We start from the raw sequence: 18,091 nt of genomic DNA, 5'->3' as shown, positions 1-18,091 counted from the left end.
CCGGTTCTAACAACACTTCTTGATCATCGTGACCTCGTTTCCGATTTCGTTAAAACTCAACTCGTCGGCAAAGCTTTTCATCAACACCAGCCCCTTGCCGGATTCGGCGGCAAACAGGTTGGCGTCGACTTTGTCAGGCACCTTGGACGTGTCAAATCCGTTTCCTTCATCGCGGATCACGATCTTGATCTCTTGCTTGCTGGCCGTGGCCTCGACGTAGACTTGGCGATCCTTGTAGGGGGCTTCCTGTTTGCGCCGTTCAATCAAATCCGAAGTCGCGTCGTCGTAAATGATCGCGTGATGGGCCGGGGTCACCGAAGGTCCCAGTTGCAGGTTGCCCCGATACATGGCGTTGATCAACGCGTGTTCGATCGCCACGCCCAGTCGATTCATTTCTGCGCCGCTGATCAATTCCATCCCCGAGACGACTTGCATCAGCAAGCCGACCAGCGGTGAAATCAAATCACTCTCGTTGGACAGTCGGAATTCGAAAACATTTTTGGTCAGCTTGGAGATCAGCTTGGCAAAGCTGGCGTCGGTTCGGATCACACCCAGCACGTCGACGATCGTGTCGTTGAGCAGCGATTGCAGGTGGTTTTTGGGCACATAGCCGGCCGCCCCTTTTTGCAACGCTTCGGCGGCTAGGTCTTCCGATCCACGCGCGGTGACCAAAATGGCCGGAATGTGCGCATAGTCGGTCCGCATCATTTCCACCAGTTCCAAACCGTTGACCTCCGGCATCTCCAGGTCGGTCACCACGATGTCCAACGGTTCTTGGTCCAAGATATCCAGCGCCAATCGCCCGTTGGCCGCATGGCGTACCTCGTGACTGCCTTCCTCCAGCAGCATCCGCATTTCGACCGCCTGAGTCGGGCTGTCTTCGACCAATAGTACCTTCGCCATGATGCCGTAATTCCGAATGGTGTGTGCTTGAACAGTGGTCCTGCGACCGAGCCACCCCCCATCCTACACGTTTTTGTCGATCAGAGATCCGAGAGAACTCACAAACTGGCAGCAGTTTGGGAACTTCCATTTTGCGGTGAGTTTTCCGGTCCTCCCGGTCGGCCGGGCTGGCCAGTTTGGCCGGGCAAATGTCTTGCCAGAAACGTAAAAAATCTAGTTTAATCGGTCCGGATCGCCTGGTCCGGACCTCCTGCCATCTTCCGATAGGCTAGGGAGACAAGGGCTCGCTGGTCGACTACACTGTGTGTGCGTTTTGACCCGCAGCACACCCCCGTGTCGCTCTGCCGTCAAGACGTCCCGCCACGACCCACCGTAATCCCACCCGCAACCCCTGCCTGCACCCATCGCACGTGCAATGTCGACGAAACCCATCATTTGATGGTCGTCGGCATACGAATTGCCCCGCAATTCAACGTGACCGCATCGCACGCGCTCGAAGGATCCGCCAAGCCTGTTTCCGACGCGATGGTCGGTCAGGGCGGTGCTCCGGAGGCCGCGGCGGGTGCATTCCGCACACCACCCACCCACCTACCTAGCCCACCTACGACGCCATGTCCCTCTGCATCGATACCCGGCCGATCTCGGCCGAACCAGCGTTTCGATCCGAACACGATCTCAACGTCGCCCAGTCCAGGCGGTGCGGCTCTGGGCAACGCGGCTCTAGGCGGCGCGGCGTGGTCCACTTGCTGCCCCTGCTGGCCGCCTTGATCGCCGTTCCGATCCTCGGCTTCTCGCTCTCGGCGTTTTTCTTCGGCAACGGCGGCCAGGTCGACGAGGACGTGCTGCTGCACACCGTCGGACGGGAACACTTGCAGGTCACCGTGATCGAACGGGGAAATCTGCAAAGTCAGTCCAACCGCGAAGTCCACTGTATGGTCGAAGATGTCCAACGCGATGGGATCAACGGCACCCCGATCCTGTGGATCATCCCCAACGGCAGCAGCGTCAAAGAAGGCGACTTGTTGGTCGAATTGGAATCCGCCCCGATGCGCGAAGCACTCGACGAGCAAATGTTGGAGACCGAAGACGCACGCTCGACGCAGATTCAGGCCGAAGCCAACTACAGCAATCAGATCGTCCAGAACGAAACCAGCAAGGCCGAGGCCGAATTGAAAGTCCAGCTCGCCAAGCTGGAACTGGAGATGTACACCGACGACGAAAGCGGGACGCTGAAGCTGGCGGTCGAGGAAATCAAGCGTTCCATCGACGAGGTCAACAACGAAATTTTGGAAGCCCAAGCGACGTTGGAACTCCGGCGCGACGATCGCCGCGGTATCGATTCGCTCTACAAACTCGGTTACGCCAACCGTAACGAGCTGCGCAAAAGCGAACTCGCGTTTCTGCAAGCCGAAGGCAAGTATGCCGCCCAGCTGAACAAGCTGGAAACCTCGCTGGCAACGCTCCGCAAGAAGGAGAACTACGAACGCGAAATGGAGCTGTTGCGTTTGCGTGGAAAGTTGCAGACCGCCGAACGAGGGCTGGAGCAGACGCTGCGGAACAACGAAGCGCGACTGGCCCAGGTGAAAGCGATTCTGCGTGCCCGAACCGAATCGCTGAAAAAGGAAGAGGAGCGGCTCGAACGTTACACCGAACAGCTCGCCGCCTGCAAGATTTTCGCGCCCGAAGCCGGGATGGTCGCCTATGCGTCGGACCGCAATGATGAGATCCGCGAAGGCATGCCGGTCCGATTTCGCCAGCACCTGATGTCGTTGCCGGCGCTCGACAAGATGCAGGTCCAAACCGCCGTTCACGAGTCGGACCTGGAACAGATTCGCGTCGGCATGAAGGCACGCATCACCGTCGATGCCTTTCCGGAGAACGAGTACGTCGGCACCGTCCAATCGATCGCCGTGTTGCCGGATCAAAACGGATGGCGCGGCAGTGAAACGAAAGTCTATGCGACGACCGTGACGATCGATCAAACCGTCGATCACCTGAAACCCGGGATGACCGCGGTCACGGAAATCATGATCGATTCGATTGACGATGCGTTGACCGTTCCGATCCAAGCGGTGATCGAACGAGACAAGCAAACTTGGGTGCTGGTTCGAGAGAACAACCAACTCGTCACCCGGGCGGTCCAGACGGGACGCCAGACCGATTCGGTCGTGCAAATCACCGACGGGATGACCGCGGGCGATCAGGTGGCTCTCAATCCACGCCAATTCATCGACGATCTACTCGGTGGCGATTCCTGATGTGGTGGGCGACACTCAAACTGGCGATCCGCAACCTGCTGCTGCACAAAATGCGCAGCTCGTTGACGTTGTTGGGCACCATCCTGGGTGTGGCCTCGGTGATCGCGATGTTGTCGATCGGCGAAGGCAGTAAGCAGGACGCGCTGGATCGCATTCGTGGGCTGGGCGCGAACAACGTTATCATCCGCACGGTCCAACCCTCGTCAGGGCCGGACGCCGGAGGCAGCAGCGGGACACAGCCCGCGATGGTCACCACCAGTCGCTACAAAGTGAATGCCTACGGTTTGACGTACGCCGACCTCCGCGCGCTCAGCCAATTGCCGACCGGGGAAAGTGTCGTGCCGGTGATGATGAAGCGACAGGAGGTTTCCCATCATCGCAATCGGATCGCCCAGGCCAAGGTTCTCGCGACCACGCCACGGCTGCGTGACGTGCGCAGCATCTCGGTCGCCCGCGGACGTTTTCTACAGTCACATGACTTGGAAACGATGTCCAATGTCGCCGTGTTGGCCGACGGCGCCGCCCGCAAGTTGTTCGGGTTCAGCGATCCGCTCGGCCAGCCGATTTTGATCGGCGGCACGGCGTTTCGAGTGGTCGGAGTGCTGACCGAACGCGACAGCGGTGTCGCCAGGGCTGGACAAGCCGAAGGCGGTGATGCGAACCAAGACATCTTCATTCCGCTCGATACGGGACGCGGCCGGTTCGGATTCTTGTCCCGCGCCGGTTCCAGGGGCAGCCGCGAATACGACCGTGTCGAACTGACCGAAATCACCCTCGCCGTTGCCAGCGGTGAAAGCGGCAAGGAAGCATCGGATCGGGTCGTTCCGACCGCCAACATGGTCCGTGGGCTGCTGGAAAAGAGCCACGCGTCAAAATCCGATTACCAGGTGCTGGTGCCGTTGGAATTGATGGCCCAGGCGGAGCACGAGAAACGGATCTGGAACATGGTGCTCGGCGCGATCGCGGGCATCTCGCTGCTGGTCGGTGGGATCGGCATCATGAACATCATGCTGGCGACGGTGACCGAGCGGACACGTGAGATCGGGATCCGCCGCGCGATCGGGGCCAAGAAACGCGACATCATTCGCCAATTCCTGCTGGAGACGACGGTCCTGTCCGCGATGGGCGGCGTTCTGGGCATCGTCCTGGGGATCGCGATCCCGATCATCGTGACGGTGTTCGCGGGAATGAAAACCGCGACCAGCGTCTCTTCGATCGGATTGGCCTTCGGCATCTCCGTCGGCATCGGGATCGTGTTCGGAGTCTATCCGGCTTACAAAGCCGCCTCGATGAACCCCATCGAAGCCCTGCGAAAGACGTAGACGTGTCAGTCACGCTGTGCCTGGCAACAGCCGAGAAAGGGGCGTAGGTCACGCTGTACGTGACAATCCGCCGAAAAAGAGTTGGCAGAACGATACGGGGCAGAATCATGACAGCCTAAAATCATTCTGCCCCGAATCATTCTGCCATCCATCTCTTCATTGTCTTGCCCCTATCGTCTTGCCCCACCGCCATGACGTCTCGCCAATCATCTCTTTTTTAATCGCGTGCGTTGCGTGTAGACATAACCGTAGTCGCTCATTGCCTTCTCCATTTCGCGGGATATCGGGCAATCTCTTTCGGTGTCGTACTCCCATCCAATCATTCCCGCCACAAAAAGGTCGCATCTCTGCCCTACCAATAATAAGGTTCCGATCAATGCTCCAATCAGGATCTTACACAGGGTAGACTGAACGTTTCAGCCTGCCATCACAATCGGATGCGTGACGAGTCGCCAAGTTGTGGTTGTTGAAGGGGAAGATCGCTCGCGGCGATTGCATGATCCGATCCTTGGGAGTCGAGTGCCTGTTGATGTGTGAAGTGCACCCCCGAGATCAAAACGTGGGCTTGTACTGGGACGCTGATGAAGGGCGTGCAAGAGGCTTCAGAAGCGGACGGTGAGGAGGGAGCGACGCTCGTAGCGAACTTGGGGCTTCGTGGATGCCCGGAGGGCAGACACAGTGTCTGCCGGTGGCGTGAGCCGCCGGGTGAAAGTCTCCACTGCCGCGACAGCCCTGGAAGGGCGACACCGTTCATGCTGTGGCGACGCGCCGGCCTTTCTGGCCTGCGCCGGATCGGCATTTGAAGACCGGGCCCTGACGGGCCCGGCAAGCACTCTGTCAGCCCGCTGGGCTTTCGGAATTCGCTGCGACCCCGTCCGGGGTCGAGGGGTGGATTCAGGGCGTGGTCCGGAGGTGGCGCTGCGCTGACCTCCGGCTACTCGCTGTGGTCACTTGGGGACGTCGATTCTTTTGCTGTAGCTTTTAGCAACCGATCTCGTCTCTCTCCCTCTGGAGGTTCTTCGTGGATTTTAGTGGCTAATCGCTCAGGACCCAGGTTTTTCGAGGCATCGCAGTCATCCCTCAAAAAACCTTCCCCGAGTATTCGAGAGCAGCCACTAAACTCGCGGAAGAACCCCCTCTGGGAGAGACGGCGTTTGCGGAGCAAGCAAACGCCAGAGAGGGCCGACGGCTTGCGAAAGTCTTGACGACTTCCGCTACGATCAACTCCGCCACTTAGACAATCGACGTCCCCCGGGATACCGTACACGACGCGGTGGGTGAAGGATTTTCGCACTCGGGACGATGGGTATTTGAAAAGTGAACAAGAAGGTGCAAAGGAATCGGAGTCCAGACCGGACCGTGCTCCAGCCACCCAGCTTGAGTTCGCCTGGGTCTGAGAAACTGGCACCGTCTGGCAGGATCCGTTCTAATCAAGTCCTGGGGCCAGCCCACCTGAGGGGCGACAATGTTTTCTCGCCCGATGGATCCCCGTTCCTTTGCGTGCGCGGAGAGAACACAATTTGTTCTGTCAGCCTTTCGATGAGATTTTTCTGCACGCTATTGCTGGTCATTGGATTCGCATTCGGATGCAATACGAAGAGAGTCGCCGTCACTTCCTCGGCGAATCCAGACTTTGATCGCGCGCTTGGTGCACTTGAAGCTTCCGCCGACTGGGATGCCGCGAATAGCCAAGCGGCATCACTTTGTGCTGGCGTGTTGCCTGCAATCGAGACCTTGCGTGGACATCTCGCAAACGATCGCGTTATCTCACGGGAACACTCCTTTACGTCTTCTGTTGGAACGATGGGAGACCATGCTTTCGGAGCCATCCGTGACGCAATCTATACTCACTTGCCCAACCGTTATCTCGCATACCATGCATTCTCAAGGAGCGACGTTGAAGATTGGCTCGATCGTCACCAAGGCAAAACACTTGTTGAGCTTCAAATCGAGGCGGCGTCCACTTCGTTGGAGCGTGCAAAACGCCAGTACGAGTTGAATGGGAATACGGATGCAGATGCCGCGATTGCAGTCTACACGGAGCTGTTGCAGGCCAGATTACTGACCCGCGCGATTCAAGATATCCTTGGTTCGGATGATGCGTTTTCTGGACTCGCCGTTATCGTAACTCGCGTGAAGACCGTCAATTTCAAGATCTACGGCACGATCCCGTCACGTTCGGACTTGGACCGATTGCATCGTCGCCTAAAAGAAGAGCTCGATACCTATCTATCGCTACACTGGGACGTGCGACTTCAGGGTTCACTCGAGACGATCGTTGGCCTGGACCGTTACGTGTACCGCGAACACCAAGAAGCATCAGAACAATGAAATGCACGTGAGAACGGGAGTCGAATGCCTTTGGGTTTTTGAAGCGCACCCATGAGATCAAAACGTGGTTTGTATTGGGACGCTGATGAAGGGCGTGCAAGAGACTTCAGAGGCGGACGGTGAGGAGGGAGCGACGCTCGTAGCGAACTCGGGGCTTCGGTGATGCCCGGAGGGCAGGCACAGTGTCTGCCGGCGGCGTGAGCCGCCGGGTGAAAGTCTCCACTGCCGCGACAGCCCTGGAAGGGCGACACAGTCCATGCTGTGGCGACGCGCCGGCCCGCACTGTGTCGGCCTATCTGGCCTGCGCCGGATCGGCATTTGAAGACCGGGCCCTGACGGGCCCGGCACGCATTCTGTCAGCCCGCTGGGCTTTCGGAATTCGCTGCGACCCCGTCCGGGGTGGAGGGGAGGATGGGGGGCGTGGTCCGGAGGTGGCGCTGCGGTGACCCCCGGCCGCTCGCTGCGATCCCTCCGGGACGTCGATTGTATAAGTGACGGATTTGATCGTAACGGTAGGCGCCAAGACTTTGCAGCGCGAGCCCTCTCTGGCGTTTGCTTGCTGCGCCAACGCCGTCTCTCCCAGACGGAGAGAAACTAAATGGGATGCCAATAGCTGCAGCAAAAGAATCGACGTCCCCAGGGATGACGTCGCCCCGGGATACTGTGGGCGCTCGGCGCGACGCGTTTGTCTCAAGTGCAGCTTCCCAGGTTGATGCTCTATGACGAGCGATGTAGCCCGGCAAAATTGGTAGCCCGCAAAGTCGACGTAGCCGATACGACTGCGAGAGCCGGGGAATCCGTCAAATCGCCGACAATCCGGTGACGATGATCCTCCCAAAGGGTCTTTCGTTCTCTCGCCGGGGTGTTTCGGTTTTGTTTCGCAATCCAATTTTCTTGTGTTTCACGCTGCTGGTCGCCGCTTCGGTTTCGGTCATCACGGGTTGCTCGCGCAAGTATTACCGGACCCAGGCGGATCGCGACGTCGCGGTGATCTATGCCGAGAAGCGGGCGGAAGAGGCGTGTACCCTGCCGCCGCTGGCGGGGATCGATGTCGATCCCCGTTCTCGATTCTTCGATCCTTCGCCGGACGATTGCCCGGCGCTACCGGTGCCCGAACCCCAACTGTTCGGCTACGCACTTCCCGAACTTGTGACCGGTGATCCTCATCTGGCACCCCGGCGATCGGATCTGGAAACGGATGACGAGGTGCAGGAGTTGCCGGCACCGGATGCCGAGAGTTTGGAGTTGGGGCCGCTGGCGGGGCTGGAGATTGAATTCGAGCCAGGGGCGGAGATCACTAAAACGAAAGCGGCGATTGTCCGTTCGACCTCCCCTCGCAGCGCTCGCCCCTCCTACCTGGAGGGCGACGTGAAAACCGCAGGACCTGCAAGCGGGAGGGTGACGACTGGGCTTGATGCAACTGATGTGAGCGACGCTCGCCCTGGCAGCCGGGAGGATGTCGATCCGACAGGCGCGATCTTATTGACGTCTGGTGAGGCGCCGGAGCCTGTCGAGGGGGCTGGTGTGGATTCGGCGACCGGCGAGATGGCGCTGGTGATGCCACGGTCTGCCGATGCGGTGACGGCGGAAGTCCGGTTGGCCGAATTGATTCGCGAAAACGAACAGGCTGACGGCGAACGGCATGGCGACGAGTTGAGCCTTGATGGTGCGGACGCAGGGGACGATCCCGATTGGGATCCGACCGAGGACAACCGCAGCGACACCGAGCAGCTTCGGATTGTCCCGATCCCCCAGCAGTTCTGGGAGCAGCTTCCCGAAACCTGCGTGCCGCGGATGTTGGAGTTCGAATCGGTTCGCGAGGAGTTTCGCAGGTCGTACCCCGAGGTCACGTCCGGCGGGATGGCGGGCATGCTCAGCGACGCGCCGCGGTTGACGTTGCCGATGATCACGGAACTTGCATCGTTGAACAATCGAGCAATCCAAACGCAAAAGGAGCGTTTGTACCGAGCCGCACTCGTGTTGTCGGCACAGCGCTATGAATATGTGATTCGTCCGAGGCGTCGCGGGAACGGATCGGCCGCGACCTACACGCACGTTCGCTTGGATAGTACGACGCGTAACGGATTGGTGGTTCCGACCGAAACGGGGGTGCAGGCGACGACGGCGATGGCCGGGCAGTTCCTGGCCAGTTTCGCCAACAGCGTGGTGTTCACGTTCAACGGACCGCAGGGCTTTGCCGCGGACATCGGGTCCGATTTGGTCTTTGATTTTCAGCAAACCATTTTTCAACGCGACGTCGTCTTTGAAGGGCTGACACGAGCCGAGCGGAACGTCATCTATGTGGCCCGCGATCTGATCCGCGCCCAGCGTGCTTTGTTTGTCGATTTGGCGACCGACTACTACCAACTGTTGCTGACCTATCGCGCGATCGAGATCAGCTCACAGGATTACTTCAGCAATCTGCGTGCGTTTTTGCAGGGCAGGGCAGAGTACTTGCAAGCCGGTCGCATCCCGCGCGTGCAAGTGGACCAGTTCGAACAAAATGCACTCGGCAGCCGCAGTTCGCTGGTCGGCGATTGCAACAGTTTGGAAAGTGCGCTCGACCGGTTGAAGTTGCGGATCGGGTTGCCGCCGGAGATGCCGCTCAATCTGAACCTGGAAGAGCTCGAATCGCTGACGACCAGCGATGAGCTTACGGTGACGCGCCAGTTGGTGATGCGGACGCGGCAAACGTTGCTCGACGCGGCGCAAACCCGACTGGGGGATCGCGATGCCGCGGTCAACGGTGCGACGGTGTTGATCAATCGTCTGCGCGAAACTCTTCGCGTCCGCCGCAAGATCGAAGGGATCACCGAGGAGTCGCAGGCCGAGCGTGAAACCGAGCAATTGGGACTGCGTCTGGCGTTGCTGGAAGCTCGGCTTCAAAGTGATCAGATGGAGTCGATTCGATCGCGCGAGCTGAAGTCGGATCTGCCGCCGGCGCCGTTGATTCAATTTGCCCGCACGATCGATCTGGTCGAGTCGAAATTGTCTCAAGCCGAGCGGGCCGCGTTGTTGCGAGAGAACCTGGACTTGGAAAACGACGTCGCCGACGCGGTGGAAGTCGATCAGTTGGACGAGCGGTTTCGAAAGCTGCGTCGCCAATGGGATTCGGCGATCGAAAGTCGGGAACTGGATCGATTGCCCGACTTGGTCGAGGCGGCCAATGAGTTGCTGGAGGTCACCAACGCCCTGACGACAAAACTGGTCGGCGACCTGTTGCCCGCCGATGGTATCGAATTCGAGAACGTGATCGTCCAGACGGTCGCCGATACCGTGGCGTTAGTGGATCGCGTGGAGACCAGTGATGTCGGCGGGCTGGATGAAGTGGAGGTCGATGAAAACAGTGCGATGCTGTTGGCGCTGTATCAACGTTATGACCTGATGAACCAGAGAGGCGAGCTTGCCGACGATCGACGTCAAATCAAACTGGCCGCGGATGATTTGAAGGCGATTTTGGATGTCCGTGCGACGCAGACGTTGTCGACGTTTCGCAGCGAAGAAGGCCTCGTCGACTTTACGGCCGACGGCGGAACGACGCGACTCGGACTGTCGCTCGACACGCCGCTGAACCGTCGCCTGGAACGCAACACCTACCGTGCCGCGCTGATCGACTACCAAGCCGGACGCCGCGCGTTGATCGAGTTGGAAGATCAAATCAAACTCGCCGTCCGCGAAGATTTGCGGCAGCTCCGTTTGCAACGTAACCAATACGAGATTTCCGTGGCTCGCGCGGCCCTCGCCTACGAACGTGTCGTCAGCACGCGTTTGCAGCTGCGGTTGGCCGTCGGCAATGTCGTCGCGCGGGACTTTCTGGAAGCCCAGCAAGCGTTCACCTCCGCACTCAACTCGGTCGCACGCGATCACATATCGTTCATCCGAGGACGTATCGAGTTGTTCTTTGACACCGAGTCGATTCGGTTGGATGCCAACGGGTACTGGTCCGGCGGGCAAGACGAATCGTTGGAGCTGCCGCCGCTGCCCGATTTCTATGACGCCAACCCGAATCCGTATGGCCGACTGCCGGCACGCGTGCGTTACAGTGACGAAGTGCGTCAGAATCACTAGTCGAGCGGAAAAGGGGGCAGGTACCAAAAACCAAATGGCCCGTAGGGTGCTTCGCATTTTTGGTACCTGACCCCTTTTCCGCGGCACTGGGTGTGATGCGGTCATCGGACCGTTGTACGACGTCCTTTCTAGGTCGTCGTCAGGAGTCCGACGGACGACAGCCCGGAAGGGCCATCGTACTCGAAAAGCCGGTCGTCCTAAGCTGGACGGTCCCTTTCGCCGCTCACCGTCGCTGCGACGCAGCGACCGGGAATCGCCTCAAGGCTAAACACCAACGGTCGCCGAATCCCGTGTAATTTATCCTTGTGCCGTTTGTACATGGCCCCCGTTTCCGCTCGATATAACTTCTGCTCCATGTCAAAATTTGTTAGCACTGATTTCCGCCTCGTGGTCGCGGTGCTGCTTTCCGTGGCGGTCGGTTGTGGCGATCGCGGGTCATCGACGTCGACGCGCGAGGCCGAACGCGAGAATGCGGCGGAAATCGATCCCGCATCGCCTGCACGCGCGGCGGAGTCTCGGCTGGCGAATCTTTCCAAAATCCGCCGCTTGATCGCCGTTGGTGATGAGGCCGGCGCGATGCAAGCGGTTCAGTCACACCTGCTGCGTTATCCCGACGACTCCAATGCGATGGTGTTGGCGTCCGGATTGTTCAACCGACTGGGGCAGGTCGACGATGCGGTCGCGATGCTGGATTCCGCCGCCGAACTTTCGGCCGATGACGGTTGGAAGTGGCGGCAGCGGGCCGCAACGATGCTGTCCCAAGCCGGGCGGTGGGGCGAAGCGATCGCGCGGTTGGAGGGGTTGCTGCAAGAGCAGCCCGAACTGGATGATGTACGTCACGCGTTGGTGGCGGTATTGAATCAACGTGGTTTTCGATTCGATGCCAACGAGCACGTTCGTCGGTTGAGTCGGACGGGAAACGCGACGCTGGATGAATTGCGTGGGCTGATCTTTCCCGCCCGATCGTTTACCGGGATGGCCGAAAAACCGAAGGTGGAGGATGTGGAACAACACCGCGTCGACGGTGAGATGAATGTGGCCCGGGCGATGTACGGTGAGGGCGATGTGCGCGACGCATCGCAGGTGTTAAGAATCAGCCGCTTGCTCGCCCAGCATCATCCCGCGGCGATGGCGTTTTACGGCCAGCTGTTGATCGAATCGCAGCAGTTCGATGCGTTCCAACAGTGGCTCGGCGACGTTGATCAGGCGTCACATCGCTATCCGGCGTATTGGTTGGCCCTGGGAGGCTGGGCGATGCGGCAGCGGCAGTTTGATCTGGCGGCCGGCCAGTTTGGCCAAGCCATTTTAAGAGAGCCGGGAGATTTGGCGGCAACCGACCGGATGGCGCAGGCGCTTTCCGCCGGCGGTCACCTTGACGATTATGAACGGTTTCGCCAGCGGGGCGTGCTGATCGATCGCTTGATGCGAGTGACGAGAAAGTTGTTGACGGGCAAAATCGATCCGGCGGCGATCGACCAGATCTCGAAATTGCTCAACGAATCCGGCCGCCCCATCGAGGCTCTCGGTTGGTATCGCATTGCCCTTCAAAACATGGGATCGCCTGCCAATGGATTGCGGCAACTCAATCAGGCGCTCGCGATGGCGGACGACGAAACGTTTCAACGCAACAACCGCGCACTGGTGTTGTGCGGTGTGGATTTGGACCGCTTTCCCAGCGACGTGGAGGGGGTGGCGTTGAAGACCGTGATGCCGAACGCAACGCCGTCACCGGCGGAACCGTCAACCGTCCAATCCCATGATCCGGTGTTTGCCAACGTCGCGTCACAGGTGGGGTTGGAGTTCACGTACTACAACGCCCCGCAGCAGCGGCCGCGTGAGCTGCGATTGTTTGAACAGTTCGGGGCCGGAGTGGCTTGCATCGATTATGACTTGGATGGGAACGTCGACTTTTATTTGGGACAGGCATCGAGCGATCCGCCGCATGGTCGCGGGACGCGCCCGAACATGTTGTCTCGCTCGCTGGGTGATCGATTCGTGGACGTGACCGCGTCGGCGCAGTGTGACGATCGAGGTTACACGTGTGGGATCACGGCGGGAGATTGGAACCAAGACGGTTTCCCGGATCTGGTCATCGCCAATCTGATGGGAAACACCTTGTTGATCAATCGAGGCGACGGAACGTTTGTCCCGCATGCCGGTGACAGCGTCTGGGACGAACCGTTGTACACGACGAGCTTGGCGATCGGAGATGTCAGCGGTGATCATTTGCCCGATCTGGTCGAGGTCAACTACGTCGACGATGCGAGCGTCTTTGATCCGATCAAGTACAAGGCCGACGGGACACCGGTTCGGCTGCCGGCTCCCTTGGATTTTCGTCCCTCGCGCGATCGTTTGTTTCTGTCCGCCGGGGACGGGACGATGGCCGGTCAATGGATCGATGAAAGCGGACAGGTCGAGCCGGGGACCGGGTTGGGGGTGATTCTGACCGATCTGGATGGTGCGCCGGGGAATGAAATCTTGATTGTCAACGATCACTTGGCCAATCATTTGTGGCAGCGAGGCGTTGCGGACGTCGGTCGATCGAATGTTTGGCACGACACCGCCGCGGCGAAGGGGCTCGCGTTTGGTGCCCGCGGCACTCCGCTGGGTTGCATGGGGGTTGCCGTCGGCGATTTCGATCAAAACGGCCGACCGGATTTGCATGTGACGAATTTTGAACGGGAATGGAACAACCAGTTCATGCAAGACCAGAGCGGGTTCTTTGATGATTTGGTAGTCGCCTTTGGTTTGGATCAACCGACCTTCAAGATGCTGGGGTTCGGCGTCCAAGCGTTCGACTATGACAACAATACGAAGGACGATTTGGTGATCGGCAACGGACACATCGACGACTACTCGGCGGAGGGGCGGGCGTTCGAGATGCCGACGCTGGTGTTCGCGCTTGATCAGTCGAGGTTTGTCTTCAAGGATGTCGGTGGCGATCCGGCGTATTGGAATGCGGGGCACCTTTCACGTGCACTTGCCAGTTGTGATTGGAACAACGACGGACGGATTGATTTTGTCGTGACCGATCTGATCGAGCCGCTGGCGTTGCTGGAAAACCGCACGCAGGCGCCGCACCATTGGGTGCAACTGCAACTGGTCGGAACCACGGCCGAACGCGATGCCATCGGCGCGACGGTCACCGTGTCGATCGGAGACCAGACGCTGACGCGGGTGGTGCAGTCGGGCGATGGCTACATGTGCCGAAATCAAGCGATCGTCAGCTTCGGGCTCGGCGAGCACGAGGCGGTGAAGCGTTTGGAGATTCGTTGGCCCGATGGTGAAGTCCAGCGGTTTGCCAATCTTGCCGCCGACCGCCGCCTGATCATCGTGCAGTCTCAAGACGATGCCTTCGAGCTGGACTGATACGGGGCAGGGGGCTCGCTTGGCATCGCAGTCGGATCGTGGGGCGAGATCCGGGGCATTCGCATCACGTTAAGCAACGCACGATCAATAAGTGTCGGTTTTCGTCGTGGACGAGGTGACGAGTCCCTCGCGATAGGACTCGTAACCTCGTCCACTACGCCTGTAATCGACCTCCCCTCGCTTCGCTCGACCCTCCTGCCAGGAGGGTGACTGTAAAATTGCACCAGCTCGCCAGGGGGGGCTTTGTTGACTGGATGCGAATGGGGTGAGAGATCGGGGGAGGTGTGCCGGTAGGGTTGCGTGACTGAAACACCTCTGGCGGGTGCGGTTGGATTTGCGGCTTTTCGTCGTGTTTGTTGGACACGCCGTTTTGGGCTTGCTATCTTGATAATGGGTCGGTAGCCGATAGTGGCTGAATCGGATCCGAAAATCACTTCTTTGTGTAGCTTAACCGTTCTTTGTACCTTTCTGTTCTTTTTTGAGAGACGACTTATGAGTCAACGTCCGAATCGACGACCGGGTTTCACGCTTGTGGAACTGCTGGTCGTCATTGCCATCATTGGCATTCTGGTGGGATTGCTCCTGCCTGCTGTCCAAGCCGCCCGGGAAGCGGCTCGGCGAATGAGTTGCAGCAACAATTTCAAGCAACTCGGATTAGCGGTCCACAATTACCACAGTGCGTTCAAGCAGTTGCCGATTCACGGTGCCGGAACGGGCAGCCCTGATGCCGGCACGGCACCTGGTGGATACGGCAGGACCGATCGAACGCGAGATTGGTGGACCAATTACAGCGATGCCAACGCATGGCGTTTAAGTTGCTTGGTCGGCTTGACCCCGTTCATGGAACAGCAAGGGTTGTGGGATGAAATCAGCAACCCGAGCACGGTCGACGCGCTGGATCCGAACGTTCCGGTGACGCCGCCATGGCCGCCGATGGGACCGACGATTCAGTTTCTTCAGTATCGCCCTTGGGTGACCGAGATCCCGATGCTGCGTTGCCCCAGCGATCCCGGCGTGGGGCTTCCCGCACAGGGACGCAGCAACTATGCGGCATGCCTCGGAGATTCGATGTGGTGGGCCGTCCGTGGTCCGACCAATGCGTTGAACGCCGGCGAGTCACCCGATGGTGAGCAAAAATTGAAGAACGCGGGCTACGCACGTCACTCGCAGGCGGCTGACCGCGGGATGTTTGTTCCTCACAAGGCCGCGAAGTTCCGCGACGCGTTGGATGGATTGTCCAACACGATCATGATGGGTGAAATGATCACCTATCTTGGCGACCGGGACAATCGCGGGGTTCAGACGAACAACTCGGAAGGCAACCCGCCCGATGACGTCCGTGATAACCCGATGTGGTGCCAGGACCAGGGTGACCAAGTCGATCCGGAGCGTCCCAAATTCTGGTTGGGGAGTCATCCGATCTCTGGCGTCAACGACGCCCGTGGCTACAAGTGGGCGGACTTCCGTCCCAACTACACCGGGATGTTCACGATTCACGGGCCGAACGCGCCGATCTGCGGTGGCAACAACGCAGGGCAAACGGGAATGTTTCCGCCGTCGAGCCAGCACCAAGGTGGTTGTCATGTCTTGATGGGCGATGGAGCGGTGGTCTTCCTGACCGATTCGATCGAAGCCGGCGACTCACGTCACCCGATGGTTTGGCTCAATGCGACCAATCCGAAAGCGGTTCCTGGTTCGCAAAGTCCCTATGGGCTTTGGGGAGCTTTGGGGACCCGAGCGAGCAGCGAAACGATCCAAGAGCAACTGAACCAGTAGGGTTCGGCAGACTCTGGTTTGAGAAAAATAAAATCTCGGCTCCGCAAGGAGTCGAGATTTTTTTGTGTCAGGTCACTCGCTGGCAGGACCAGCGGCTACTTCTTTGCAGCTTTGGGATCAAGTCCGGCTTCCATCTCACCGGCAAGTGCCGCTTGTTCCGCCGCTTCCCGGGCCTGATACTCTTCGATCGCTGACTGTTCCGCGCCGGAGATCGCATCGGACGGAGGCGCGGGGCATCCGGCCAGTGAGAGGAAGAAAACGGCAAGAAAGGATGTAGCGAGAAGGCTTTTCATTCTGGAGGTCCTCGTTAGGAGCGCGGTGGGAAATTGAACGTGATCATTGTAGCCCATCAATCCAATCGGAGTAGGCTGCCTCGCATCCTTCTGTCTTCCCACCGACACCTAACTGCTACAATCCTGGCTTCCGAAATTCTTTGACAGACGATAGGAACCTGAGATGACGATGCGACGGGCTGGATCGAAACGGCGGATCGGTTGTTGGTGTTATGCGGCGGTACTGGCGGTCGTTTGCCAGGCGGCCGGCGCCGAGGACTGGCCGCAGTGGCGCGGTGTGGGGCGTGACGCGACGATCGACGACCCGTCGTTGGTGCGGCAATTGCCTGACGGTCCGATACCGCTGCGTTGGTCGGTTCCCGTCGGGCCGGGATACAGTGGGCCGACGATCAGCGACGGCGCGGTTTTCTTGACCGACCGCCAGGGAGAAGCCCCCGAGATTCGTGAGCGGGTGCTGTGTTTTGATGCCGCCACGGGCAAACTGATTTGGCAGCGCAGTGATCCGGTCCGGTACGAGATCGGTTACGAAGCCTCGGGGCCGCGGGCCGCGGTGACGGTGCACGCGTCGAAAGCGATCGCGGTCGGTGGCATGGGGCGATTGAATTGTCTCGATGCCAAGACTGGCGCTGTCATTTGGACCCGTGATCTGGAGCGGGACTATCAGATCCGAATGCCGAATTGGGGAATCACGGCGGCACCGTTGGTGTTCGAAGACCTGGTCATCCAAGTGACCGGCGGACGGGGCGCGTGCTTGGTCGCGTTGGATCTGGCCAGCGGAAAGGAACGCTGGAGAGCCTTGGACGAGAAAGCCGGCTACAGCGCGCCGATCATGATCCGCCAGGGCGACCAGGATGTCGTCGTCTGCTGGACCGGTGAAAGTGTCAGCGGGCTTGATCCGCGCAGCGGCGAAACGTTTTGGTCGATCGAAATGAAACCACGCAACATGCCGATCGGTGTGCCCACTCCGGTGGTCAGCGGTGATCGACTGTTCGTGTCGTCGTTCTACGACGGATCCATGCTGATCAAGTTGGATCTCGATGCACCGAAGGCGACGAAGCTTTGGCATCGCATCGGCCAAGACGAAAAAAACACCGACGCGCTGCATGCGATGATCTCGGGGCCGATCATCAAGGGGGATGCGATCTATGGGGCCGACAGCTACGGCGAGTTTCGCTGTTTGGATCTGACGACCGGTGATCGGATCTGGGAAGATCGGTCGGTGGTTCCGATCAATCGCTGGGCGACCGTTCACACGATTCGCAATGGTGACGATGAAATCATGCTGAATGATCAGGGCGAATTGCTGCTGACCACTCTGTCGCGCGACGGAATCGAGATCCGATCCCGTTCCAAGTTGATCGCACCGACGCTTCAACAACTCCGGCGTCGCGGCGGCGTGGTTTGGTCGCATCCGGCGATCGCCAACGGCATGATCTATGCACGCAATGACAAGGAGCTGGTCTGTGCGTCCCTGCGGGCAGAGCGGGAGTGAGCGTTCGTTTAGTTTGCAGCTTGGTCCCTCTCTGGCGTTTGTGTTTCTAGCGAAACGCCACACCGCAGAGCGGTGCCACAACATAGCCCGGGGTCGCGGAGCGCACCCCGCGTTGTGTCGAAATGGGAACTGGAACCCCAGCGGGGTTCAACAAATGACGCGTCGCGATCCGGGGGGCAAACTGGGTGAATCCGGCAAAGCACCTTGTTCAACCCCGCTGGGTTTGGCGGCCTTATGGTGGCCGGAACTTGGGGTGCGCTAACGCGACCCCAAGCTTTG

General features: G+C 59.3%; 9 protein-coding genes. 7 read left to right on the top strand and 2 right to left on the bottom strand.

The annotated features are described in order from the left end of the window. Nucleotides 1–6: 6 nt before the first annotated feature. Nucleotides 7–903, bottom strand: a complete 897-nt coding sequence (locus Enr13x_RS33045) for an ATP-binding response regulator (protein ID WP_145391142.1) — start codon at nt 901–903, stop codon at nt 7–9. A gap of 734 nt (nt 904–1,637) precedes the next feature. On the opposite strand from Enr13x_RS33045, the gene Enr13x_RS33040 reads away from it, so the two are divergent. From Enr13x_RS33040 to Enr13x_RS33015, 6 genes are all read left to right on the top strand, one after another. Then, nucleotides 1,638–3,161, top strand: coding sequence for an efflux RND transporter periplasmic adaptor subunit (locus Enr13x_RS33040; protein ID WP_197455532.1), 1,524 nt, complete (start codon nt 1,638–1,640; stop codon nt 3,159–3,161). Then, the gene (locus tag Enr13x_RS33035; RefSeq protein ID WP_145391140.1) at nt 3,161–4,483 is read left to right on the top strand and encodes an ABC transporter permease; all 1,323 of its coding nucleotides are present in this window, start codon (nt 3,161–3,163) and stop codon (nt 4,481–4,483) included. The genes Enr13x_RS33040 and Enr13x_RS33035 overlap by 1 nt, the downstream gene beginning before the upstream one ends. Before the next feature lie 1,539 nt (nt 4,484–6,022). After that, complete coding sequence (locus Enr13x_RS33030; RefSeq protein ID WP_145391139.1) at nt 6,023–6,814, top strand: hypothetical protein; 792 nt, start codon at nt 6,023–6,025, stop codon at nt 6,812–6,814. Between the two features lie 873 nt (nt 6,815–7,687). Further along, on the top strand, nt 7,688–10,882 hold the full coding sequence (locus Enr13x_RS33025; RefSeq protein ID WP_197455531.1) for a TolC family protein: 3,195 nt from the start codon (nt 7,688–7,690) through the stop codon (nt 10,880–10,882). A 354-nt stretch (nt 10,883–11,236) separates the two neighbouring features. Continuing rightward, entirely contained in the window at nt 11,237–14,251 is a 3,015-nt protein-coding gene (locus Enr13x_RS33020) for an ASPIC/UnbV domain-containing protein (protein WP_197455530.1), read from the top strand. 492 nt (nt 14,252–14,743) lie between these two features. Continuing rightward, entirely contained in the window at nt 14,744–16,027 is a 1,284-nt protein-coding gene (locus Enr13x_RS33015; RefSeq protein WP_145391136.1) for a DUF1559 domain-containing protein, read from the top strand. A gap of 95 nt (nt 16,028–16,122) precedes the next feature. Here Enr13x_RS33015 and Enr13x_RS33010 read toward each other — a convergent pair whose 3' ends face one another. After that, nucleotides 16,123–16,320 carry a hypothetical protein gene (locus tag Enr13x_RS33010; RefSeq protein WP_145391135.1) on the bottom strand — a complete coding sequence of 66 codons (198 nt, stop codon included), beginning with the start codon at nt 16,318–16,320 and terminating at the stop codon, nt 16,123–16,125. A gap of 163 nt (nt 16,321–16,483) precedes the next feature. Here Enr13x_RS33010 and Enr13x_RS33005 point away from each other — a divergent pair, with 163 nt between their 5' ends. After that, complete coding sequence (locus tag Enr13x_RS33005) at nt 16,484–17,812, top strand: PQQ-binding-like beta-propeller repeat protein (RefSeq protein ID WP_231743924.1); 1,329 nt, start codon at nt 16,484–16,486, stop codon at nt 17,810–17,812. Nucleotides 17,813–18,091: the final 279 nt, after the last annotated feature.

The organism is Stieleria neptunia, from assembly GCF_007754155.1.
GTDB classification, from domain to species: Bacteria; Planctomycetota; Planctomycetia; order Pirellulales; family Pirellulaceae; genus Stieleria; species Stieleria neptunia.
The sequence above is the reverse complement of the archived record's forward strand: the minus strand, read 5'-3'. Positions and strand labels throughout refer to the sequence as shown.